Raw genomic sequence first — 24,872 nt, 5'->3', positions numbered from 1 at the left:
GGAGTTCTTATGGCAGATACTGCACTTATCAAATGGGGGAAACGTTTCAATCAGGCTTACAATTATGGTTCAGAAATCACGCTAGAATCTCATCAAGTGACTTTTTCATCACCCATGATGCCCGTGGGTACGACTATCAAGGCTTGGCATTCCAAGGGGAGCTATGGGGAAGACCGTGCTGCTCCACTCTTGCCGCTGCTGAAGCCGGGTAAAACTTATGAAGTAATCTTCTTTATCCAAGAAAATCCGAAAAATCAATTTCGCGTAAACATCGATTTTCGTGACCAGTTTGGTCAAATTACTGCAACACAGTATTTTGAAGAACTACATTTTACCTTTCAGTATCCACATAACGCTGCCCACTATAGTATTAATCTCAATAATATCAAGCATGAAAAGCTGGTTTTTTATGACATTATATTGATGGAAAAAGTAGAAAATGACAGTGTTGAGGTGGAAAGAGGAGAAGGTTTAACATTTATAAAATGTCAAACTCCAAGTGAAAAGTTTCAGCTGCGTGTTCATAGCTCCGACCGGGAAAGTATCATGGTTTCGGATAATACCGCCAACCTGCTCCTTTTTGTGAGCCAAAAAACGGATTTTCAGGCGGTGCTCTCAGCCATCATTGATAAACTTGAAACACAGGATGGACTTATTGAAATTAAGACTGGAGTAGATTTTGCAAAATTCAGTATAGAATTTCAGTCCTTGCCTGAAATATTACATACATATTTTCCAGACAAGAAGATTCAAACAGATATCAAAAATACAACAGATTTACTTACAGCCTATGAAATTCAAATGCTTCTTTTAGCTTTACAAAAATAGAAGAACAAGAGGCGAAACTAATACACTGAAAAAACTTGCTTTTCGTTATCTAAATGTAACCTTTGTGTGATATAATGTATTTAATATTACTTTTAAACATCTAATATTAATTTAAGTGTAACATTAAAAGCGCATAGGTATGAAAAAATGCCAGGTTTGTAAAGCTAAAAGAGGTGCTACAAAATGCCAAAAATTTCGGAAGAACAGCAGGAAACATCTTTGAAAGAGATGACACAACTGCAGGTAGAAATTGAACAATTGTTTCAAGCAGAATCAGACCGTATCATTAACGATATCGAAGAGGATGCCAGTAACAAAAAGTTGATAGCGACACTTATTGCTGTGAGTCTTGCAATAGCCATGATTATTCCACTTATCATGAGATTGTTTTGACTCCAGATGATGATGATGATTTTTATTTGGGAACTGCAGCACATGTTGAAAGCCATCTGAATAAAATCAAGCCCTTTCTGGGAATTGATAAGGAGTAATAATTGCCCAAATAATGAAAGTGAAAAGGTAAAAATGACTATGAGGAAAAAACAAAGAAGTAAAAGAGAAAATTTAAAACTGAAAACCTCGGAGCCAAAGCTGCGCTATCGCATGTACAAGTCGAAGAAACGTTGGTTGTATGCAACGATTTCGAGTATTAGTATTTTGGGAGGCGGAGCTGCGGGGACAGATCTGACTGCACTTGCTTCGGTGAAAGACACTAATGCTTCAAAAACGAACTTCAAATTGCCCGCCTTAAAGGCTCTGGAAAGTGATGAGAGGGGCAAGGCTAACTCTGTTGCTGTAGACCCTGACAGCAACCGCCCAGATTTTGAAAACATCTTGACTGACAATGCGAATAATATTAAATCACCAACGTCAGTTAATGTTGCTACGCCTGATCAAGTAATCAATGATGCACAATATAAGGCACAAGCACAGGCTGATGGCACTTATGCCGCTGTATCAACATTTGCAGAGCTTGTTTCTGCATGGAATAATCAGACTATACGCTATATTGATATCCAAAATAATATTGAATCGGTTGATGGTTCGAATTTTCAGCTACGTAATGAAGGTAATGATGTAATAATTCAAGGGAATAATCATACATTGAACCTTCACCAAAAAAGTTTTGGACTATCTAATGTGACAAGTAAAGCAACAACGATTACGTTTACCAATATGAAAGTTATTCAAGGCTTTCCTTATGGTGAGGCTGAACGTGGCTTGCTTGATGGAGGTGCGAGTCAATGGGGGGCTAATGGTCCACTTTTGACTGCGAATATAAATAATGTCAGCATCTCTAACGAAAGCGACACTGACTCTAGCAAAGTTGCTATACACGCGGTCAACGTCAATTACGGCAAGGCAGTTTTCTCAGGTAGCAATGTCTTCCGCATGAATCATGAGATTACGCGTGGTATCACCAAGATTGAGGTTGCCAACGGAGCGTCGCTTGATTATTTCCGGCCTGATGTAAATACTGACGGTGATGATTCCGTCTTTTGGTTTGATAATTATAATAGTAATCCTAATTCCCCTGGATATGGTAATACTATCACAATGGGGGATGGCTCTAGCTTTGATGCTAAAGCAGAAGTGGGGATTAATATTAACTATCCAGCATTTTATAATTATACTAATGGTATTATTGCAGGTGACAACGTTTCTTGGACTCAAGATGGCTGGCAGCGTTTTATGCATGGAGGTGAGGGAGCAGCGGCAGATGCTAAATGGGTTTTTGGACAGAATTTTCGTTTAAGCATTCCTAGAGCTACACAATCCTTCAGTGCTGCTTATATCAATCGAAACCAAAGTGTTTCATTCGCGGCAAACGCTGTGATTGAAGTCAATCAATGGAATGCAGGTGCACTTATTAATGTTAATTCGGCGTCTGCAAAAGTAGAGTTTACCTCACCTAAAGCCTTGAATTTTGCAATTAAAAATTCTACTGGTGAAAATGCTGCTGGGCGTCTCATCCAAGGTGCTGGTGCGTTTACACTTAATAATTCTTCTGTTAGTAGTTGGAAGGGAGTGAATGCTTCACCAAATACTCCGGATGCTACAGGAACTGTTGGACAATTAACTTATAAAAATGGTGTAACCACAGTAACAGATGGAACAGCAGATTCTAGTATTTTAACTAGCAACACACGTGAGCTTCAAACCAATGCTCTTTCTGTGGGTGAAATCAAATTAAATTATGTGGATCAACGTGGGAAGACAGTGGGTTCAACCACAATTCCTGTTTCAAATGATTTAAACTATATCGGACAGACCATCAACTTGGTTAATAAGAAGTATGCGATTGATAACATGCCAGCCGGTTATAAGTGGGCTATTGGTGCGAATGATGAAACAACACAAATTTCTAAGGATGTTCCAACAGGAACCGAGGGACAACCAAGTGGTGATGGAACTTCTACAGTCGATAATGGTGATCAGTGGGGACAGGCAAACTATGCAGTAGTTCCTCAAGAAGGGACTACCAACGAGTATAATGTTTATGTTTATGGTGATGCTAATCCAAATGTAAGCTACACCTACATTGATGTCATCTCTGGTTTACCTGTATCATCATCTTCAAATCAAGTAGGGAGCGAGATAGCTGGGTCAGCTAATGTTCCGGCTAACGTGGGCAATACCATCGATTGGACGTCAGAGCTTTATACGAAGACTAACGTCCCAGAAGGTTATACTTATCTGGAAGACGGGAATTCATTCTTGCCTGAAGGGGTAACGCAACCAACTACAACAGAAATCACAGACACGACAACAGAACACAATAAAGTGATTTACGTGTTCAGCCCAGAAGGTTCAGAATCCATGAGCGTGTCCGCTTCACAGTCGGAATCCTCCTCTGCATCGGGGTCTTTGTCAGCATCTGAGTCAGCCCTAGTTTCACAATCTGAAAGTGGTTCAGAGTCAGTGTCAGTATCAAGCTCAGAGTCCTTGTCGGCTTCACTTTCGGCATCTTATTCAAGCTCAGGTTCTCTTTCCACATCTGAATCCGCTTCTCTTTCAATATCCGAATCCCAATCGGTATCGCAGTCCGAATCGCAATCTGTTTCTGCATCAGTTTCTGAATCACAATCTGTCTCCGCTTCAATTTCGACATCCGTTTCTCAATCTGAATCAACATCAATAATTGCATCAACAAGCGACTCGCTAGACAAATCCGAATCACTCTCAATCGTTATCTCCGAATCTGAGTCCGCATCGTCATCCGAGTCAGCCATGGTTTCAGAGTCTGCTTCTGAGTCAGCATCAACATCAGCTGAGCTTTCAGAATCAAGTTCAGTTTCTGCTTCAATTTCTGCTTCCCTTTCCGATTCAGAATCAAGCTCAGTGGAACTTTCTGAATCAGAGTCAGCTTCTACATCAGTGGAGGTTTCCGAATCAGAATCCGCATCAACATCAGCTGAGCTTTCAGAATCAAGTTCAGTTTCTGATTCAGAATCAAGCTCAGTGGAACTTTCTGAATCAGAATCTGCTTCTACATCAGTGGAAGTCTCCGAATCTGAATCCTCATCCGAATCAAGTTCAGTATCCGCTTCAATTTCTGCCTCCCTTTCAGATTCGGAATCAAGCTCAGTGGAACTCTCTGAATCAGAGTCAGCTTCTACATCAGTGGAGCTCTCCGAATCTAACTCATCATCAGAGTCAAGTTCAGTTTCTGCCTCGATTTCAGCCTCCCTTTCCGATTCGGAATCAAGCTCAGTGGAACTTTCTGAATCAGAATCAGCCTCTGCATCAATGGAAGTCTCTGAATCCGAGTCCGCATCGACATCGGTAGAGCTCTCCGAATCTGAGTCTGCATCAACTTCGGTAGAAGTCTCCGAATCTGAATCATCATCAGAGTCAAGCTCAGTCTCTGCATCGATTTCCGCTTCACTTTCCGAGTCCGAATCAAATTCAGTGGAAGTCTCTGAATCCGAATCAGCATCGACATCGGTGGAATTCTCAGAATCCGAATCGGCATCTACATCAGTAGAGCTCTCCGAATCAGAGTCCGCATCAACTTCGGTAGAAGTATCCGAATCTGAATCCTCATCCGAATCAAGTTCAGTATCCGCATCGATTTCTGCCTCCCTTTCCGAGTCAGAGTCAAGCTCAGTGGAAGTCTCTGAATCCGAGTCAGCTTCAACATCAGTGGAAGTATCCGAATCAGAGTCCGCATCCACATCAGTAGAAGTATCCGAATCAGAGTCCACATCGACATCAGTAGAAGTCTCTGAATCTGAATCCTCATCCGAATCAAGTTCAGTATCCGCTTCAATTTCTGCCTCCCTTTCCGATTCCGAATCAAGCTCAGTGGAACTTTCTGAATCCGAATCCGCCTCTACATCGGTGGAGTTATCAGAATCCGAGTCCGCATCTACATCGGTAGAGCTCTCAGAATCCGAATCTGCATCAACATCAGTGGAACTTTCTGAATCCGAATCCGTATCTACATCGGTGGAGCTATCAGAATCCGAGTCCGCTTCAACATCAGTGGAAGTATCTGAATCCGAGTCAGCTTCAACATCAGTAGAGGTATCCGAATCAGAGTCCGCCTCTACATCAGCAGAAGTATCAGAATCCGAATCCTCATCCGAATCAAGCTCAGTCTCTGCATCGATTTCTGCTTCACTTTCCGATTCAGAATCAAGCTCAGTGGAAGTCTCTGAATCAGAATCTGCTTCTACATCAGTAGAGCTCTCCGAATCCGAGTCAGCTTCAACATCAGTGGAGCTCTCCGAATCTAACTCATCATCAGAGTCAAGCTCAGTCTCTGCATCAATTTCTGCCTCCCTTTCTGAGTCAGAGTCAAGCTCAGTGGAAGTCTCTGAATCAGAATCGGCATCTACATCAGTAGAGCTCTCCGAATCCGAGTCAGCATCAACTTCGGTAGAAGTATCCGAATCTGAATCCTCATCCGAATCAAGTTCAGTGTCCGCATCGATTTCCGCTTCACTTTCCGATTCGGAATCAAGCTCAGTGGAAGTCTCTGAATCCGAGTCAGCATCAACTTCGGTAGAAGTATCCGAATCTGAATCCTCATCCGAATCAAGTTCAGTATCCGCTTCAATTTCTGCCTCCCTTTCTGAGTCAGAGTCAAGCTCAGTGGAAGTCTCTGAATCAGAATCGGCATCTACATCAGTAGAGCTCTCCGAATCCGAGTCAGCATCGACCTCAGTAGAAGTCTCCGAATCTGAGTCAAGTTCGGTATCCGGTTCAATCTCTGCTTCCCTTTCAGAGTCCGAGTCGGCATCGACATCAATGGAGCTTTCAGAAACTGAGTCAAGTTCAGTGTCCGCTTCAATCTCCGCTTCACTATCTGAATCCACTTTAGATTCTGAATACGATTTCTTTAAGCCAGTCACTCCATCATTGGCTCCAGCAGTCAGACCAATTACTCCGTCAATGACTCCGGAGGGTTCTCTGAGTACTTCAGCAAGCCTTTCCGAATCATCCTCAGAGTCAATTTCTGTGGAAGCATCAGAATCTAGTTCCATCTCTGCCTCTATGTCTGAATCTGCTTTAGATTCTGAATACGATTTCTTTAAACCAATCACTCCGTCAATGACTCCGGAAGGTTCTCTGAGTACCTCAGCAAGTCTTTCCGAATCATCCTCAGAGTTCATGTCATTCAGACCAATCACTCCATCAATGACTCCAGAAGGCTCTCTGAGTACTTCAACGAGCGGTTCAGAATCAAGTTCAGAATCAGCGCTTCTTTCATTGATTGATATCGGCTCAGAAAGCGAATCGTTATCAGTAAGCGTGTCAGAAAGTGAGTCTGTATCAGATTCAGTGTCAAACTCTGACTATCCTTCCGAATCGATAAGCGAGTCAACATCAGCGACAGAGTCAATCTCAACTTCAATGTCTGATAGCTTAACAAACGAAGTACAGCCAGACTTTGGAAATCCAGGGAACAGTATAGGTCAAAAATTACCAGCGACTGGTGATGAAAATGCTCTAGGAGCAACCTTTGCAGGCTTCTCTATCCTTGCGGCAGCCCTTGTTGCGGGTAAAAAACGCAAAAAGGATGATAAAGAGCAGGAGCAAAACTAAGCTTCAATAACCAAGAAGTCCGCAATTGCGGACTTTGTGGTTTATTTGGCCTTTTAGGAACAGTTGTAAATCTAGAAACGGAATGTGGAAACTTATCTGACATTACTCTAAAAAATGATGGGAGTAAGAACGGTAGGATATGTTTTCAAGGAAAGAACTTCCAGAAGTTTATCACTATTCTTGCGAATACAGAATGAGGAATTTAATTTTATGAATAAATTTATTACTAATTTTTATGGGCATTCAGCTGTTTCAACTGCACAGATTGCTCAACATATGACGACAAATATTGCTAAAACAATGGGTTTTAAAGAAATTGCAATCGTTGCTCATGATTCAGGACGTGATACGGATATGGAACGCTGGAAACGTATAGAAGGTTTTCTAGCTCCCGTACAGGGCGGCGAATTAGCCGTGGTGCAACTGCCGTCCTGGTCTGGTTTTGAATTTGACAAAGTCTTGATTGAGCAGTTAAAAAATCGTGTAGAAAAAGTAGTAATTTTCACTCACGACTTCATTCCGCTCATGTTTAAACCCAACTTTTATCTGATGAAATACTATATTGAGCTCTATAATCAAGCAGATTTAGTAATTCTGCCTTCTGAAAAGATGCATAAAATCTTAATCAATTTTGGTTTAGAAACACCCGTTTTGATCCAAGAAATTTGGGACCATACAAGCAGTATCACTCTTGAGGCGAAGCCGGTTTTTCAGCGAAAAATTAAGTTTGCTGGAGGTGTTCGACGTTATCCGTTTATCAAAAACTGGTCCAGTAATATCTTGCTGGAAGCATATTCGAAAGGAACAGTTGAGGCGGTGGGAAATGTTGAACTCAAAGGCTGGATGCACGATGATCAACTGATGCGTTCGCTTAATGAAGGGGGAATTGGTCTAGTTTGGACAGAAGATGATATGGAAGATGAGCACTTTGACAAAGCGTACTTCCAGATTGTTAATCATTTTAAATTTTCAACTTATTTGGCAGCAGGTCTTCCTGTTATTGTGCCTAAAGGCTTTGCGAAGGCAGATTTTGTACAACGTAATGGTCTTGGTTTTGTGGCTGGAAGTTTGGAAGAAGTTGTCTCAATCGTGGAAAAGATGAATGAAGAAGAGTATGAAAAACTCATCGAAAATGTGAAAGATGTAGGTGCTTTAATCACCGATGGACATTTTACGAAAAGTCTTATAATTGAGATTGAAAAAGCTCTCTTTTTGAAGTAAGAATAGGATGATGTAGTGTATGACTATTTACAATTTTAATCATGGTATCGGTTGGGCTAGTTCCGGTGTAGAATATGCCCAAGCCTACCGTTCGAATATTTTTAAGAAAAACAAGCAGGATGCTCAATTTATTTTTACGGATCTCTTTCTCGAAAATCTTCAGCCTATGACGGAAAATATTGGGTTTGATGATGGTGAAATCATTTGGCTCTATGGCTATTTTACAGATGTAAAGATTTCGCCTACTCGTTTCGGCAGACAAGATTTGGAAGCGACTTTTCCCAAGGCCGCCGATAAGGTGGAGGAAGGGGAAACACAAATTACCTACAGCTTTAACGATAATCACATGAGGATGACTGCTTTCTTGGATAAAAAGAACAAGGATAAAGTCTATCGTACAGAGATTGTCGTTGCTGGCAAGCTAATTCAGCGGGATTACTACACTTACACGAAGACTTTTAGCGAGTACTTTAAACCTGTGAATAATCAGGCAAATATTTATCAGCGACGTTTCTTCAATGAAAATGGCTCGGTGGCTTACGATGAATTAATCAATGGCAAGGAATCCCTCTATATTTTCAGTGACCGGACCATTTACTCTAAGGAGGCGCTAATCCAGTATTTTGTGGAGTGTCTTGACTTGACGGAACAGGACATCTTGATTATTGATCGTTCTACGGGCATGGGACCACAAATTATCAGGGCTTCAGGGCCAGCAAAAGTTGGTATCGTCATTCATGCGGAGCATTTCAGTGAGTCGTTTACGACGGATAAGCAAATTCTTTGGAATAATTTCTATGACTATCAGTTTGAAAATGCTTCTGTTATTGATTTCTTTATCACAGCTACTGAACGACAAAAAGAAGTCATTGAGGACCAGTTTAAGAAATATAATAAGGGAGAAATTACCATTTATACTCTCCCTGTAGGTTCTATTGACGAATTGAAAAAAGCGAGTGTCCGTAAGAAAAATAGTTTGATTACAGCTTCAAGACTTGCTGCTGAGAAACACATAGATTGGCAGATTAAAGCAGTTGTGGAAGCACGTAAGAAGATTAAGGACTTAACTTTAGATATTTATGGCTATGGAGGTGAAGGAACAGCTTTGCGCCAGTTAATTAAGGATTTAGGCGCGGAAAGTTATATTTGTCTCATGGGACAACATGATTTGACGGATGTGTATAAGAACTATCAAACTTATGTGGCGACTTCAACTTCAGAAGGTTTTGGTCTGACCTTACTTGAAGCAGTAGGATCAGGACTTGGCATGATTGGATTTGATGTTCCTTACGGTAACCAAACGTTTATTCATCCAGGGCAAAACGGTTACTTGTTGGACTATGACAAAAATAATCGCTCCAAAGCTGTTGAAGACATTACTCGGGCTATTATCGCCATGCAGGAAAAAGACGAAGCAGCACTTCACCTCATTTCCCAATCATCCTATGATATTGCCAAAAAATATTTGACAGAGGAGATTCAAAAAATGTGGTTGAAACTCGAACAAGAGGTAATAAAACAATGATTAACTTATTTGAAAATTATAATGCCCAAGCTTTTGACTTGGAACATTCTTTACGCCAGGCAGGTTTTACACACACCACCATTGTTCTGGAAGAAAATGGCTTTATGCCTGAACATGTCCAAACTCCCGTTGGTTATTTTACGGGCATGCAAAAAAATCATCAACTGGATGCTGATGCTCGACCAGAACCACTCTTTTTTAACGAAGTCAAGGTCCCTTTCTATTGGGAAATAAGAGGGGACAGCACACAAGCTGAAATTTTTGAAGGCTATAAAAAAATGGGGCACATCAAGTACAGTAAGCGTGAAAATGACTATAGAGTAGTTTCAACTGTCGAATGGTATAACGATGCTGGCCGTGTGCGTCAAATAGATATGTATAATCAGTTTGGAGAACGTTATGGAAAGCGTACTTACTCAGATGGCAACATGGCTTTGACGACTTATTTTGATGATGAAGGACGTGAAGTTATTTTAGAAAATCACGTCACGGGTACAGTCCAGGTTAATCATGAAGGAAAGCACCATGTTTTTGAAAACTTCAATGCCTTCATTCTTTTCTTCATGGAAATAGCGCATATAGAAAGTGATGAGATTTTCTACAACAATCTGGGGCGCCCCTTCTTTATTATCAATCGCCTTAAAGCGCTCAATCCTGAAAAAAACTTTGCCCATACTCTTTTTTGGCAGGAAACTTCAGAAGATATTCCTGGTAATATGAGAAGCATTCTTGATGATACTAATAATGCAACCCAACGGATTGTTATTCAAGACAGAGCGGAATTTGAGAGAATCATGAGTCAGTTGGAGGGAATATCTCTGAACACAGAACTTATGCAACTGGGCTACCTCTATCCTCTTAAAAATCGTAGTTCCTTAAGTTCAGAAGCCTTTATTTTCACTAACTCTGCAGAAATTGAAGCGCTGGAAACTATAGTTGCAGCACTGCCCGAAATTCATTTTCATATTGCAGCACGAACCACGATGAGTCCTTCTCTGATGGCTTATGAAGATAGAAATAATGTCAGTGTTTATCCTAATGTTGGTGATGAAGACATCAGAAAGTCTCTGAAAAATAACAGTTTCTACTTAGATATCAATCATGCTAATGAAATGGAAAATATCATCCGGCAAGCTTTTGAACACAATCAGTTGATTTTAGCTTTCGATAATGTCGTGCACAATAAGCGCTATACCGCTACAGAAAATATTTTCAGTAAAGATAATGCACAGGCACTGATTGACAAAGTTAAAATCTTGTCCCAAGATAACACCGCTTTTCAAGCAGCACTTAAAAGGCAGCACAAACATGCAGGCCAAACTGATATTTATGATTACCAGAACATTTTGAACTGATTGTAGTTAAGTTCATCAGAAGAAGCTGGTTGTTTCCCATAAAGAAAGATACAAACGATTAAAAAACAGGAGATAATTCTTAGGATTAAGAACCACCTCCTGTTTTTTGTTATTTTCTGTTTTTAGCTTCTTTTTCTAATAAAATCTGCTTTATGTCTCTGAGCTCTCTTTTTGCTCGGCTGAAGTCAAGGGCTAACGACAAAACACCGAGAGCTAAGAGAAATTGTGTAATATCCGATAGGATTGAAAAAAACGTATCCATAGCTCATCGTCCATACATAAAGTCATCAAAGCCTAAGGCTGCCCAAAAGCTAATGGTGCTGATGGTAAACCAATACGGTTTTGAATTTCTTTTATATGCAGTACGTGTCGTCCATCGACGACTCAACGCTTGCATAGCTGCATATCTACCCGCAGAATAAAAACTTTTACCAATATTAATCCCTGCCCAAATAAGTGAGGCAACAGCCGCCGCCGCAGCTACAGGCGCAAGTCTCTGTCTATCGAGTAAATTTGCATATTCATCAAGTAGCTTTTCTCCATCTTCTTGTGAAATTTCTTTAATATCATGAATTCCTTTCCTAAGTAAGAAATCTTCAAAGCTTTTTTTACCTAAATTTAGACTTGTCTCATTAACTTGAGTTACCTCTTCAGTTACTTCTGGAATAACTTGACTCTGAGCTACCCCCACTACTGAGGGGACTAGTGATGAAAATAGTACTGTTGTGGTGACGAGACTAGTTACTGTTTTTTTAAAATGTTTTTTCTTCACCCTCTGCTTTCCTCCATATCCAATGTTTTTCATGAGCTGCAGTCTCATACTAAAAATATATTTACTTTAAATCTTAGCACACTTTAGCTGTCTTAATTTTTTAAAATCCTTTTGGATTAGGAGACAATTATTCTACGAATATGGCGGGAGCTAACAATATAACAGTGAGGTTACTTTGTGAAGTGGATGAAGGAAAAAGATAGGGAATCATATGTTTAATGTAGTGACTCCTAAAAGCTAGACTTTTGGATGAGATAGAAATCTCTCATTTTTTGTGTTTTATTTTTGATAAGCCCAAGTGTCGATAATTAATTGATTGATATCCGCAAGTTCGGCCTCATTTACGTCCACCAATTCTGCAAATATTACGTTGTCTTTATTCATATCTTTTTTCCACAATAGCGTTGGTCACAGTGACTTGTGCCACTAAAACCTCACGCGCATCTGTAAACTTCATCTCCCACACATGTGTACGCCCACCTTTGTGCAGAAGAAGACCTTGAGCAAAGAGGATTCCTGCTGCTTTAGTTAGGTTCAAATGATTGCCATTGACCGCTTGGCCGACAGCAAAATGTTTATCGTCAAGCAAGAAATTACTTGCCATACCAGCAGCAACCTCAGCAAAGGCCAGCGTTGCACCACCATTTAAGAAACCTTGAGGTTGCGCGTGAAAGTCTCCTAAAGGCATTTGAGCAGTAAAACCTGTTGGGGTTAAAACCAGCTTTTGAATACCCAGTTGTTCAATCAAAGTCATGTAAAAATCTCCTTTTTCACGGTGTAATGCTCAAGTGCTGCCTGATTGATAGATACACCCAAGCCCTTGCCACGCGGTCTGTTCATCTTACCTTCAATAAATTTAATCTCTGGTAGAATCAAATCTTCCGTAAAATAATAGGACGAATCTGACAAATCCCCTGGCATGGCATTGTCGCTTAAAGTGGCCAGTTGTGTATGCAATATCTTAGAAATACCACTTTCGACCATGCTGCCAATCCAGAAGGAAATGTTATTTTTCCGGCAAAAGGCGATAGCTTCTTTTGTTTGATAAAGTCCACCTAAGCGGCCAATTTTGATATTGAGCATGGTTTTCCCCTTAAGTTGAGAAAGAGCCTGTAAATCACTCCAACTTTGGACATTTTCATCAAAACAGATAGGTGTTGAAAGCTGCGGAAAAATGTCTTTATAATCTTCGAGATTATCAGTAGCAAAAGGCTCTTCAACGCAGACAAGTCCAAATTGATCGAGCTTTATCAGCGCTTCGATATTTTCAAGGGCATAAGAACGGTTGGCATCAACAGCCCATTGGAGCTGAGGATAATGCTCCACAGCATATTGGACGCGTTCAAAACCATCTGCGGGTTTAATTTTAAGCTTTATTCTTTCCACACCTTGAGCGATTAAGGCCTCGATTTTGCTAGGAAGCTGCTCAAAAGGCATATCGCCCAAGACGGCCCCACGGGATAAAGTTTCTGTCAATGGTTCAGGAAAAAGGGTAGCGATTGTATTTTTTCCTTGGACTTTGTAATAAAGGTCCAGCAAGGCATTCTCCAAACCCGCCATTGCCATCGGCAAGGGCTGCTCAAAAAACGCATGAATCTCAAAGGGATGCGTGAAGTGTGTCGCCATTACTTTTGGAATGTAAGTCTGCGCCAAGTATTCCCATGAGCTTTCAAATGTTTCTTGCGTGTAAAAAGGTGTAGTAAAGCTTACACATTCACCATACCCTTGATGGCCGGTTTCGTCTTCGGCAATGATAATAATGGTGTCACGCTGCTTCAGCTCACCTTTGGCTGTCTTGAAGTTAAACTTCATCGGAAGTTGGACGTGATTCAAACTAATCGATCTAAGCTTCATGTTTTAAATTTTTCCTAAGGATTTTGCCTGAGGCATTTTTGGGTAGAGCATTCATTTTGATAATTTGACGCGGCAGTTTATACTTGGCCAGACGTTGACTCAAAAAGCTTGTAATTTCTTGTATATCGGGCGCTCCAGCGTAGAAAAGAAGTGGCACTTGGCCCCAAGTTTCGTCTTCCTGCGGGACAAGCGCACATTCGACAATGCCCTCTAAGCTATAGAGTAAATCCTCAATCTCTTTGGGATAAATATTTTCTCCACCGGAAATAATGATATCTTTACGACGATTGAGAATATAAAGGAAATTGTCTTTATCAAGATAGCCAATATCCCCTGTATTGAATAGATGAACGTCCTCTTGATTAAGATAGCCTTTCATAAGCATTGGCGATTTTAGATGTATTTCGCCAGCCTGATCAGCATCAGGATTTAAAATTTCAATCTCTACGCCAGGAAGTGCTTGACCGACCGAAGTCAGCTTGTCTGGATGCTCCAAAATGTTGAAGGTAACAGACTGGGAAAAAGTTTCGGTCATCCCGTAAGTCTTGTAGACAGGTAGACCTTGTGCAAAACATGCCTGTATCAAAGGCTGCGGAATAAATTCCCCTCCTAATAAGAGGACACGAAGACTTTTGGCAGCAATCTTTTCATGAACACGTTTAAGCATGGTCGGTACCATGGAAACCATGTTGACCGAGCTGTTATTAATCAGTTTAATCAACTCTTCCTCATCGAAAGAAGCACATATGGTGGCCTGAGTGGCATTATAGAGGCTGCGCATGATGATGGATAGACCACTGACATGAAACATGGGGAGAACGACAAGCCAGTTGTCTTCTGGAAGAACGCCCATGGTTGCTGCAGAAGCAGCCACATGGGCCGCAATCATTTTCCAAGTTATAGGAATAGATTTGAACTTTCCAGTTGTCGCACTGGTGTTCATGATTACAGCAATCTTCTCTGGGGCTGGCTGCCAATTGAGCACAGCTCTGCTGGTTTCTAAAGAATGGATATCAGAGAAAGACAAGTCTGCTGGATAGGTTTGCTGGTCCGAAGCAATCAGCAGTTCCACATCAAGTTCAGTCAGTTGCTCTCGAAGTTCATTAGCTGTAAGATGGGTGTTGAGCAAGAGGACTTCCTTATCCAAAGCCAACAGCGCAAAGAGCACAATTGCCATCTCTGGCGAATTTTCTGAAAGAAGAGCTAGGCGGTTGTGCCTAGCTGTTTCTTTGTTTAAATGTTGGGCTGTCTGAACAGTTTTATCGTAGACTTCTTTAAAAGTCAGTTGATTTAAGAAAAGTTTATTTGGCGATTTTTCAGCCTGTTCTTTTAACCATTTCATAGCTTATGGGAATTTAGGGAATTGATCAAAGTCAGGTTTGCGTTTTTCTTTGAAAGCATCGCGCCCTTCTTTGGCTTCATCGCTGAGGTAGTACATGAGCGTTGCATCACCGGCAAATTGTTGCAAGCCAGCAAGTCCATCAGTTGCAGCATTCATTGAGCCTTTAAGCATACGAAGTGCCATTGGTGACAAGGCAAGCATTTCTTCGGCCCATTTAACTGTCTCGTCTTCAAGTTGATCAAAAGGTACAACAGTGTTTACCATGCCCATATCCATTGCTTCTTGTGCAGTGTATTGACGGCAGAGGAACCAGATTTCACGTGCTTTCTTTTGGCCAACCATAGCAGCCAAGAGTCCAGCACCATAACCAGCATCAAAAGAACCAACACGTGGGCCCGTTTGACCAAACTTAGCATTTTCAGAAGCAATTGTTAAATCACAAACGATGTGGAGAACGTGCCCACCACCGATAGCAAAACCGTTGACCATAGCAATAACAGGTTTTGGTGTGATACGGATCAAGTGTTGCAAGTCTAAGACGTTAAGACGAGGGATTTGATCTTCACCAACATAGCCACCGTCGCCACGGACTTTTTGGTCGCCGCCAGAACAGAAAGCTTCCTTGTCTTCACCTTGACCGTGGTTAGCACCTGTCAAAACAATGACACCAATCGAAGTGTCGTCACGTGCTACAGTAAAGGCATCGATAAGTTCCACCACTGTTTTAGGGCGAAACGCATTACGTACTTCAGGACGATTGATCGTAATTTTCGCAATACCGTTATAAGTTTCGTAAATGACATCTTCATACTTGCGGTCTAAAGCAAGCCAGTTATATTTTGACATAGTTTGTCTCCTTTTAGTATTCTACCTTATTCATTATAGCATGGTTCTACCTGGCAAAGAGTTGGATAAGATTAAGTTAAAATGCTGAGGCAGTTCGAGGTGTACGTTGTGCCCTGCGCCCTCTACGATAAGACTCCGTACTCTCTTATAAGTACTGAGTTGCTCAGCAATCTGCCTATATTTTTGATCCAGAGCACCGGTAATATAAAGTAAAGCTACATTTAAATCTTGAAGCCTCTGCGAAATGTCTGGAAGATTTCCTTGCCCAGTAGCTCGCAAAGTTTGAGCGAGAGCATGGGGCGCATTTAGGGCACGGCTGGACCAGATTTTATATTGTACTTCCTGAGGAAGTTTTTGTTGACTTTGGAAGATAGGGAGCGCGCCCCAATAGTCCGCAAACCAGACCGCTCCCTTTTTTTCTATCTGGTCTGCAAGCTCTAGGTCAGACTGCCTCCGCTTTTTACGCTGCAGAGGATTAGAAATACCTAGAGCCGCAGATTCCAAAATGAGCTGTTCAATAGGTTGGTCAGGAAACTGAAATGCGAATTGTAGAGCAATTCGTCCCCCCATCGAATAGCCGAGGAGAGTATAAGCCTCTCCATGAAAAAGCAGTTCTACAAGCTTTTGAAGCTGTTGAAGAATGCTTGAAAGCTGATAGGCTTCCAGAGTTTTAGGCTTACTGGACTTCCCGTGTCCAATAAAGTCTAAAGCAAAAACTTGATAATCTGGAAGCAATAAATTTTCCCAAGTAAGAGCCGACTGACTAAAGCCGTGCAATGCTAACAGGGGTTTACCTTGCCCATGTATTCTGACATGAAAAGTATTCATGCCAATCTGAATGTACCTATCTTCAAATATCATAAGTCGTATATTTCTTGTGTAATTCTAAGCTCACGTCCTTGTCCGTCTTAATTTCGAGTAAATGGATTCCTGCTGAGTTAATGCTTTGACGAAAATGCTCTTCAAAATCTTGATAATCTACAACCAGATGATAATCAAGCCCAATTAAACGAGCTAAGCCAGAAAAATCAAGTCCATGAGGTGTTGAAAAAAGATAATCAAAATGGGGCTGCCCTTTTTGTGCCAAATGATGGAAGATACCCCCACCGTCATTGTTAAAAAGTACAATAGTCAGGTTTAACTGCTGTGTTTTTCCAACAATCAAACCATTCATATCATGAAGCATGGAAAGGTCTCCAGTTAATAAAACGGTTGGCACCCCGTTGGTGGAGACACCTAGAGCGGTGGATTCTTGACCGTCAATACCATTTGTCCCACGATTTCCTAAAAGGTGAACATGAGAATGTTGACTGCGCCAAAAATAGTCAACATTACGGATAGTCATGGAGTTAGAAATCAAGAGTTGCGCCTTTTCTGGCATAAGTGCTTGAAGGACTTGAATATAGTGCCCTTCAAAGGGAGCGCTCTCACCTTCAACAGTTTGGAGTTTTTGACGCATTTTCTTTTGAAGTTTTTGCCAGACTTTCAGATAGTGGTTGTCAGAGCTTAAAGTAGGAACTTCTTGACAAAAAGCAGGTACATCTGCTTGGACTAGCTGTGTCGTTGTTTGACTTGGGTTTCGGTAATCCAGCGCAGGGTCAACTTGGATGTACTCGGCATCAGCATTTTGAGCAATCAATTGCAAAACATGTTTCGATACAGGAATTTGTCCAAATTGTAGGAAAAAATCAACCTTGAGTTCTTTTAAAACTTGCGGATGGGCCAGAAAAGCATCGTACGTGTCGATAATGTTGGGATGTTCATACTTACGAAGATTAGACAGAGGATCAGCCAAAAGAGGGGCTTGGAGTTTTTCGGATAATGTTATGAGAGCTTCTTGATAATTGGAGTTACTGTCTGGACCAGCAAGAATGATACCATTACCGCTTAATTCTGGGATAGATTGCGGCTTAATGTTTCCTTTGCTGATGATGAATTTTTTTCTGCCTTTTCGATAATTTTCAGCATTTAAGTCAGGTATCAAAGGCTCACTGACAGGTACATTAACGTGGGCAGCAGCAGAGGGGATACTGACTGCAGCTGCAAAAGCACGCTGTGCTACCTTACGAGGATATGTCCAAAAGTTGTGCTCAGTCGGACGACTTAATTCTTCATAATGATTCACAAATTTTCCGAAATACTCCGACTGATTTACAGTTTGAGCAGCGCCTACAAACTGCAAGTCATTGGGACGATCGGCTGTAAGAAGAATTAAGGGCACACGACTGTGTTTTGCTTCCGTAAGGGCAGGAAGATAGTGGGCAGCGGCAGAACCAGAGGTACAGATAAGCACAACAGGGCGTTGTTGCACTTTAGCTATACCGAGAGCAAAAAAAGCAGCAGAACGTTCATCAATATTTACATAAGTGTCGTACTTCCCATATTCTTCGAAAAGCATGGCCAGTGCTGTCGAACGAGAACCCGGACTAAAGACCGCTTCGCGTACGCCCAAATGATAAAGTTCATCAACAAGTGGAGCTAAGTATTCATTATTCATCTTAAAGAGCCTCAAGTATTGTTTTTAGTTTTATTTTTGTTTCATCAAATTCAGCCTGGCAGTCAGAAGCAGCAACAATTCCACATCCGGCATAAGCGTAACAGGCTTTATCCTTAAGAAGTGCAGAGCGAATCGCAACGATGATTGTGCCGTTGCCTTGGGAATCAATGAGCCCTAAAGGCGCAGCATATAACCCCCGCTCGTGTTTTTCGTTTGCACGTAAAAAGTCAAGTGCAGCACGGCTGGGATGACCGCCTAACGCAGGTGTTGGATGAAGATGCTTTGTCCAGTCGATTAGGGAATGCTCACCAGCCTTAGCTTTTAAAACTGTTTGTAAATGATAAACATTTTTTAAAGTCATTATGTCAGTTTGCTCAATTTTAACTTGTGAAACTTTCTCCAACAATTTTTCTTTAATTTTTTGGACAACAATCTGATGTTCCTGAAGATTTTTCGAGTCTTTCAGTAAAAGCTGTGCTCCATTTTCAAGAGCACGGGGCATCGTGCCTGCTAAAGCATAACTCAGCACCTGATTCCCAGTTTTTTGGACCAAAATTTCCGGTGAAGCTCCCAGGAAGGTTTTGCCGGACTTATGATAAGCAAAGATAAAAGCTCCAAGATTGTTTTGCACAAGACGTTCAAGGATTGCTTCAACATTGAAGGGAGTAAGACTGGTAAATTTTACTTCTCTAGAAGCAACGATTTTGACAGTTTTTCCGCTAGTGATGTTTTCTTGAAGTTTCTTGTAAAGTTTTACCCACTCCGTATACTCTGGCGCTTCCTCTTCGTAGCTATGATGCTGAAGGACAGTCTCTTGGTCCTTAATATCGGGAAGGGGATCACACGACAGGACATAAGAGTCTGTCTTTGTTTGGATGTAGTAATGTTTGAAAGCGATGATTTCATTGCCCATATCTTGCCAAAGCTCACCCTTCACCTGTTCAAAAAAACTTTGACTATAGAAAACGTAAGGATAGTTTTTTATCTCCTTTTCTTGAACTGTTGTTAGTCTCTGACTCGCAATAATCAAAGTTTGCTTTTGACTATCGTACCAAAAAAAACGCTCACTGGGGTCAGGAAAGGCAGACCAAAAAGCAAGCGGGTGCTTTAATTTGAGATTTATCCGTCTATACTTCATAGTAATGAAATTATATCACAGATTAGAGTAATTAGGTCAGGAATAGAGCCAACTTTGTTACGCGGTAGGTGCTTGGTTACGTTTTTAACTATGTTTGAGTAACAACTCATTAGACCTCATTTAGGTCTTTTTTATTGAAATGCCTTTAATATTGGTGATTATGCGGATTTGACGGTATTCTAATTATAGTTCAGTCTGAAATTATATCACAGATAGGGGAAAGAACGTGATATAATAAACTTATTAAAAAATATAGAAGAAACTGGAAAGAACTGAATGAATATCTATGTAGGACTTGCGGAGCATCAGAAGATAGAAAGTAAGAGACTGTGGCTTCGGCCTTTTTCCATGAAAGATACGGCTGACATGTTTGAATACAGTTCTGATGCAGCTAATCTTGAATTTATCTTTCCACCTCATCGTACTGTGGAACAAACTCAGTTTGTCCTCGCCAATCATTTCATGAAAGAACCTTTGGGAAAGTGGGCGATAGAGCTAAAAGATCAGAAAAAGATGATTGGGGTCTTACAGTGTGTCAGACTTTCTGAACGTGAGGAGGTCGCGGAGATCGCCTATGTGCTCAATAAGCGTTACTGGAATCAAGGGCTGATGACTGAGGCCTTGCAAGTTTTAACAGATATTTGCCTCCAGCAAATAGGGCTAAAAGCCATGGTGCTCAACTGTGACACAAAGAACTACAGTTCAATTAAGGTCGCAAAAAAAGCAGGATACAGGCGAGTAGAGCGTTTCAAAGGAAGCAATCAATATACCGGACGTATATCTGAATTTGAAAAGTATGAAATAAAAAGAAATCAAGCAGCAGGAGTAGATCATGTCTAAACACGAAGAAATTCTAAATTATATAGAAAAACTCGACATTGGAAAACAAGTCAGTGTTCGGCGTATCGCGAATCATTTAAACGTAGCAGATGGCACAGCTTATCGGGCCATCAAAGAGGCGGAAAATCGTGGTTTAGTGGCAGTCAATGACCGCTCAGGTACAGTTCGAGTCTCTATAAAAGGTCAAAAGCGTAGAAACAAGCTGACTTTCGGTAAGATAGCAGAAGTAGCCAATGCCGAAATTCTTGGGGGACATGCTGGCTTAGATGTCGAGTTTAGCCGCTTTTCTATCGGAGCCATGCAACCCGAAAGTGTCAAAAAATATCTGATGAAAAACAGTCTGATGATTGTTGGGGATCGGAAAGATATTCAGAGTATGGCACTTCATGGGCAGAGTGCTGTGCTGGTCACAGGAGGATTTGAAGTTGATCAAGATGTCATTGACTATGCAAATGAGATGGGCATCCCACTGTTGCGAGCGACAGCTGATACTTTTACAGTCGCAAACCGTATCAGTCATGCTTTGGCAAATGAACTGATAAAAAAAGATATCATGACGGTGGCAGAAATCTCCCACGATCACCGTCCGGTTCTTCGAGAAGAAGATACGGTTAAGGACTTTATGGAGCTCATGAAGCGGACGAACTTAAGCCGTTTTGCTGTTGTCAACCCTCATCGTATCGTTGTTGGTGTCGTGACTATGCGAGATATTGCTCACAAAAACTTGGACACGCAGATCAACAAATTGATGAATTCTCCAGAAGTTGCCAAGCAAAAAATGACTGTTGCCAGCATTTCACAAAAGATGATTCACGAAGGGTATGATATTATGCCTATTGTGAATAAGGACTATACTTATGCAGGTGTTGTGACCAAGTCTGAGGTTTTAGAGAGTCTTCAAAGGAGTCAAGAAGAAAATCAAGTGACACATACCTTTAGTGAAGATATGTCCAGAAAGATTAGTGAAAAAGGCTCCGCATATACTGTTATGGTTGAGCCGCTGATGGTTAACAATGTGGGAAATATCTCCAGTGCTGCGCTGGGAGAAATTGTGACCATAGTGGTGCAGCGCACCTTAGACAAAAGGCGCCGCAGAAATGTCATCCTAGAGTCAATGAATCTCCACTTAATGGGGACTGTAGCGATTGATAACCTTTTGGAGATTTATCCTAAAGTCATTAATGAAACGCGTTTAGGTGCAGTGGTGGATATTGAGATTTATTACATCAATAACATTATTGCTAAAGCTGTCGTAAACTTACAAATTACATGAGGAAAGAAATTATGAAAGATATTATTACAAAAATTAAAGCATACGATACGATTCTCATTCATCGTCATAAAAATCCAGATCCCGATGCACTTGGGTCACAGTGCGGACTAAGAGCTATTTTGAGAGAGAATTTTCCTGAAAAAAAAATCTATGCTGTTGGATATGATGAACCAACACTGACATACTTGGCAGTAATGGATCAGGTAAATTTAGAGTCTGACACTTCCTATCTGAGTATCATTTGTGATACAGCAAATACTCCCCGCATTGATGACGACCGCTGGAAGGAGGCAGATTATGTTATCAAAATAGACCATCATCCCAATGACGATGCTTATGGTGACTTGCGTCTGGTTGAGCCAGCACGAAGTTCCACTTCAGAAATCATCACCGACTTGGCTTTAACACAGGGATTAAAGTTGAATGCAGAGGCAGCTCGACTCCTTTATGGTGGAATTGTTGGAGACACGGGGCGTTTTCTTTATCCTGCCACATCAGCCCAAACTTTATATCTTGCGAGTAAGTTAGCAGAATATGACTTTGATCGTCCAGCGCTAGGGCGGGAAATGACTTCCTTTGATATGAACGTCGCACGCCTGCAAGGCTATGTCTATGAAAACCTTGAAATTTCTGAAAATGGTGCAGCGCGCGTGATTTTAAGCAAAGAGATTTTGGAAAAGTTTAGTTTACGTGATGCAGAAACTTCAAGTATCGTAGGGACACCGGGAAATATCCGAGAGGTCCAGTCTTGGGCTATCTTTGTGGAGCAAGAAGATGGACACTACCGTGTGCGTATGCGTTCAAAAACAAAGCCTATCAATGAGATTGCCAAGCGACATGACGGCGGGGGGCATGCTTTGGCTTCAGGAGCTAACTCCTACTCTTTAGAAGAAAACGAGCAAATTTGGCAAGAACTACAGGCTAATTTGAAATAAAGTATAAAAATCAATCCGAGATTATGGGATTGATTTTTTGTGATTATAGAGGATATTGGTGCTTCTTTTTTAATAAACATTCTTTCTAGAGATATCATTGTAACAAAAGTGTTATGATTACATTTCGTAAATATTAAGTAACATGTTAAAATATGATGAGAGATATCATTGTATTTGGAGAAAGCCCCCCAATGACTTATAATCAGACAACACAACACAACACAACACAACACAACACAACACAACACAACACAACACAACACACATAAACAGGCGGTAGATTCCCCTTCTTTTTCGTATGCACCAAAACGTTCCGGATAACTGGGACGTTTTTTGCCGTGCACCAAAGATAAAACTATTGGTTGTGACTCCAAAAGTCATAAGGCTTCTCACACTCATAAGAATTAAAAGACAGGAAGAAATAAAATGTACTCAACAAACAGGAAAAAACTAGGAATCCTTTTAGCCATACTCTCCGTCCTGCTGCTCATCTCAGGGACCTTTGCATGGTTCTCCTTCACACAGCGGGCCATCAATGACCGAAGTGGAAATATTAACTTCGAAGAAGTAGGCCGTCTGCACGACTACTTTGACCGCGTCTCAGGCAACAAGGATGTCTTCGCCGAGAACTTTGGCGATGCGCCTATCTTGGTGCGTGTAAAACTCCTCGAATACATGGAAATCAATGGCGAATCTCTGGTCCAAGCCGACTCACAAGAGGTGGCAGAGGGCAACGCAGTCCAACCCATCAAAGAAGACACAGGCACATGGACGTCTTGGACACCAGAAGCCTCAGGCAATACAGTTGGCCAACGTGTCGGACCGGGCGCTGTCTTCAATGCCCGTGCCCGCTGGACCGTCGATTGGAATCCCCGAGCAGCCACAGACGGCTCTGGGCAGCTGAATGCTCCCTACTTCATGCCGACCTTTAACCGCGCCCGCGATGACCACAAGACAGCCGCTGCAGGAGACGGGCGTGACTGGACCCAGTCGGGAGAAGAAGCCGATACATCGGCTAGCCCTGATGGAACCAATGCCGGCGCAGATGCCACAGGGGTCACACATCCCGGGAATGGTACAGATGGCTACTGGAACAGTGGCAGCACAGCCACCTCACTCCTAGGAACACCGCCCGATACTGAAGACGGGACACACACGGCTCGCCAAACTGTCATCCAAGACCAACCGGTCATGTTGCTCAGTCAGTGGAATGCCCTGCCCGTTCAAGACCGTGTCGGTAACTTCTGGGTGGTGGATCCCCAGACAGGCTGGGCTTACTGGGCCAATCTGCTTTTCCCAGAGGAAGCCACCTCTTTCCTTCTCGATCAGGCTAACTTTGCGACAAGCGGGATTCGGGGAGATTATTATTATGGCATTAAGGCTGTAGCCAATATGGTGTCTAACACAGATAATGATGTGTCGGCACTATGGGAGGGAAGTAACGAAAACCACAGCGACCTTGCCAAGCAACTGGTGGATGAAGTGCGTAATGGCTTACCTATCCTTGGTGAGCTGGAACCGGGACAGATTTTCTCTATGCGTGGCACGCAATACCGCTACCTTGAGAACAAGGGTGAAGGAAATCATCTGGTTTTACATAATGCTGGAATTGGTGCTGGACAATGGGGAACGGAGGGAACGACAAGTTACAACGGCTCCATAATTGACAGTAGAATGCGTGACTTCCATGATGCGCTACCGAGTGTCATCAGACGACAGGTACAACCTGTTCAAGCAACATTCCCAGATGATTTTGCCAATGCGCCCGAGGGTTTCTGGACTACAGCAGCAAGTGGTTGGCTCGATCCTGGTGGCAGTGTGAATAATCCAACAGATATCTGGGTCGAGGGTGACATCAACTGGAAGTTTGATCTGAATCATCCTTCAGTACCAGCTGCAATGCGTGACGATATCACCATGTATACTCCGGGTGGGGAGAAGAAAGCTTTCGCCCTATCTATGGCTGATGTTGTACGTGCCTCTGGCTCAGGTTTAGCTTTTCCAGACCGTAATTCAAGGAATAGTTCGGGTGGTACAGGGTGGGATGGAACTTGGGCACTTCGTACATTGGCTAGGCATAATGTACCGTGGATAATTGCGCCTTCTCCTACATGGTGGGCAAACGGGGGACTTATGGCGCATCTTGCTGGTATTGTGGATACCTCTCTTCATGTTCCGCGCCCCGCCCTCATCCTCCGTGACCAAGACGGCGCATGGACCTCTAGTTTTTAACCTTTCTTGTAGCGCTTACATTCTTCAATTCAAGAAAAAGGCACACGGAGAGAACTGCAGCACCTCTGCAAGAAACGTTTAATTGTATAATAAAGACAAAGAAAGAGAGCTTGTGCAAACAAGCGCCAAAGAAACCGTTTAAGACGGCTGGCTTTTTCAA

Annotated in this window: 18 protein-coding genes and 1 pseudogene; 10 read left to right on the top strand and 9 right to left on the bottom strand. The window is 41.9% G+C overall.

What is annotated here, in order from left to right:
• Window positions 1–9: 9 nt before the first annotated feature.
• From asp3 to gtfB, 6 genes are all read left to right on the top strand, one after another.
• Complete coding sequence (gene asp3 / locus ACGHCK_RS00485; RefSeq protein ID WP_202230659.1) at window positions 10–828, top strand: accessory Sec system protein Asp3; 819 nt, start codon at window positions 10–12, stop codon at window positions 826–828.
• Window positions 829–1,011: 183 nt separating this feature from the next.
• On the top strand, window positions 1,012–1,221 hold the full coding sequence (locus ACGHCK_RS00480; RefSeq protein ID WP_202230658.1) for a hypothetical protein: 210 nt from the start codon (window positions 1,012–1,014) through the stop codon (window positions 1,219–1,221).
• A 138-nt stretch (window positions 1,222–1,359) separates the two neighbouring features.
• Window positions 1,360–6,882, top strand: coding sequence for a pectate lyase-like adhesive domain-containing protein (locus ACGHCK_RS00475; protein WP_394304421.1), 5,523 nt, complete (start codon window positions 1,360–1,362; stop codon window positions 6,880–6,882).
• A 210-nt stretch (window positions 6,883–7,092) separates the two neighbouring features.
• Window positions 7,093–8,103, top strand: coding sequence for a beta-1,6-galactofuranosyltransferase (locus ACGHCK_RS00470; RefSeq protein WP_251421443.1), 1,011 nt, complete (start codon window positions 7,093–7,095; stop codon window positions 8,101–8,103).
• A 19-nt stretch (window positions 8,104–8,122) separates the two neighbouring features.
• Window positions 8,123–9,628, top strand: a complete 1,506-nt coding sequence (gtfA, locus tag ACGHCK_RS00465) for an accessory Sec system glycosyltransferase GtfA (protein ID WP_251421440.1) — start codon at window positions 8,123–8,125, stop codon at window positions 9,626–9,628.
• Window positions 9,625–10,983: an accessory Sec system glycosylation chaperone GtfB gene (gtfB, locus tag ACGHCK_RS00460; protein WP_251421437.1), complete on the top strand. Its 1,359-nt coding sequence runs from the start codon at window positions 9,625–9,627 to the stop codon at window positions 10,981–10,983. The genes gtfA and gtfB overlap by 4 nt, the downstream gene beginning before the upstream one ends.
• 265 nt (window positions 10,984–11,248) lie before the next feature.
• Here the strand turns inward: gtfB and ACGHCK_RS00455 are convergent, their stop codons facing one another.
• From ACGHCK_RS00455 to ACGHCK_RS00415, 9 genes and pseudogenes are all read right to left on the bottom strand, one after another.
• Window positions 11,249–11,788: a hypothetical protein gene (locus ACGHCK_RS00455; protein WP_271328221.1), complete on the bottom strand. Its 540-nt coding sequence runs from the start codon at window positions 11,786–11,788 to the stop codon at window positions 11,249–11,251.
• Window positions 11,789–12,037: 249 nt separating this feature from the next.
• Window positions 12,038–12,139 (bottom strand): annotated as a pseudogene (locus ACGHCK_RS00450) (GNAT family N-acetyltransferase); the annotation flags it as partial.
• Window positions 12,132–12,509: a PaaI family thioesterase gene (locus ACGHCK_RS00445; protein WP_251421431.1), complete on the bottom strand. Its 378-nt coding sequence runs from the start codon at window positions 12,507–12,509 to the stop codon at window positions 12,132–12,134. The pseudogene ACGHCK_RS00450 and the gene ACGHCK_RS00445, both read right to left, overlap by 8 nt.
• Complete coding sequence (menC, locus tag ACGHCK_RS00440; protein ID WP_251421428.1) at window positions 12,506–13,609, bottom strand: o-succinylbenzoate synthase; 1,104 nt, start codon at window positions 13,607–13,609, stop codon at window positions 12,506–12,508. The genes ACGHCK_RS00445 and menC overlap by 4 nt, the downstream gene beginning before the upstream one ends.
• The gene (gene menE, locus ACGHCK_RS00435) at window positions 13,599–14,951 is read right to left on the bottom strand and encodes an o-succinylbenzoate--CoA ligase (protein WP_251421425.1); all 1,353 of its coding nucleotides are present in this window, start codon (window positions 14,949–14,951) and stop codon (window positions 13,599–13,601) included. The genes menC and menE overlap by 11 nt, the downstream gene beginning before the upstream one ends.
• 3 nt (window positions 14,952–14,954) lie before the next feature.
• Complete coding sequence (gene menB, locus ACGHCK_RS00430) at window positions 14,955–15,797, bottom strand: 1,4-dihydroxy-2-naphthoyl-CoA synthase (protein ID WP_003134096.1); 843 nt, start codon at window positions 15,795–15,797, stop codon at window positions 14,955–14,957.
• A 33-nt stretch (window positions 15,798–15,830) separates the two neighbouring features.
• Window positions 15,831–16,658: a 2-succinyl-6-hydroxy-2,4-cyclohexadiene-1-carboxylate synthase gene (menH, locus tag ACGHCK_RS00425; RefSeq protein ID WP_251421422.1), complete on the bottom strand. Its 828-nt coding sequence runs from the start codon at window positions 16,656–16,658 to the stop codon at window positions 15,831–15,833.
• Window positions 16,648–18,294 carry a 2-succinyl-5-enolpyruvyl-6-hydroxy-3-cyclohexene-1-carboxylic-acid synthase gene (gene menD / locus ACGHCK_RS00420; RefSeq protein WP_251421419.1) on the bottom strand — a complete coding sequence of 549 codons (1,647 nt, stop codon included), beginning with the start codon at window positions 18,292–18,294 and terminating at the stop codon, window positions 16,648–16,650. Before menD ends, menH begins: the two co-directional genes overlap by 11 nt.
• 1 nt (window position 18,295) lies before the next feature.
• Window positions 18,296–19,432 (bottom strand): isochorismate synthase, encoded by a 1,137-nt coding sequence (locus tag ACGHCK_RS00415; protein WP_271328222.1) that lies wholly within the window; start codon window positions 19,430–19,432, stop codon window positions 18,296–18,298.
• Between the two features lie 276 nt (window positions 19,433–19,708).
• Here ACGHCK_RS00415 and ACGHCK_RS00410 point away from each other — a divergent pair, with 276 nt between their 5' ends.
• From ACGHCK_RS00410 to ACGHCK_RS00395, 4 genes are all read left to right on the top strand, one after another.
• Entirely contained in the window at window positions 19,709–20,272 is a 564-nt protein-coding gene (locus ACGHCK_RS00410) for a GNAT family N-acetyltransferase (RefSeq protein WP_251421412.1), read from the top strand.
• A complete protein-coding gene (locus ACGHCK_RS00405; protein ID WP_251421409.1) occupies window positions 20,265–21,545 on the top strand; it encodes a DRTGG domain-containing protein in 1,281 nt (426 codons plus the stop codon). Before ACGHCK_RS00410 ends, ACGHCK_RS00405 begins: the two co-directional genes overlap by 8 nt.
• 11 nt (window positions 21,546–21,556) lie before the next feature.
• The gene (locus tag ACGHCK_RS00400) at window positions 21,557–22,480 is read left to right on the top strand and encodes a DHH family phosphoesterase (RefSeq protein ID WP_251421406.1); all 924 of its coding nucleotides are present in this window, start codon (window positions 21,557–21,559) and stop codon (window positions 22,478–22,480) included.
• Window positions 22,481–22,906: 426 nt separating this feature from the next.
• Entirely contained in the window at window positions 22,907–24,712 is a 1,806-nt protein-coding gene (locus ACGHCK_RS00395; RefSeq protein ID WP_271328195.1) for a hypothetical protein, read from the top strand.
• The last annotated feature ends 160 nt before the right edge of the window (window positions 24,713–24,872 follow it).

Origin of the sequence: Lactococcus muris, assembly GCF_042849115.1 — a bacterium.
Lineage (GTDB): Bacteria > Bacillota > Bacilli > Lactobacillales > Streptococcaceae > Lactococcus > Lactococcus muris.
The sequence above is the reverse complement of the archived record's forward strand: the minus strand, read 5'-3'. Positions and strand labels throughout refer to the sequence as shown.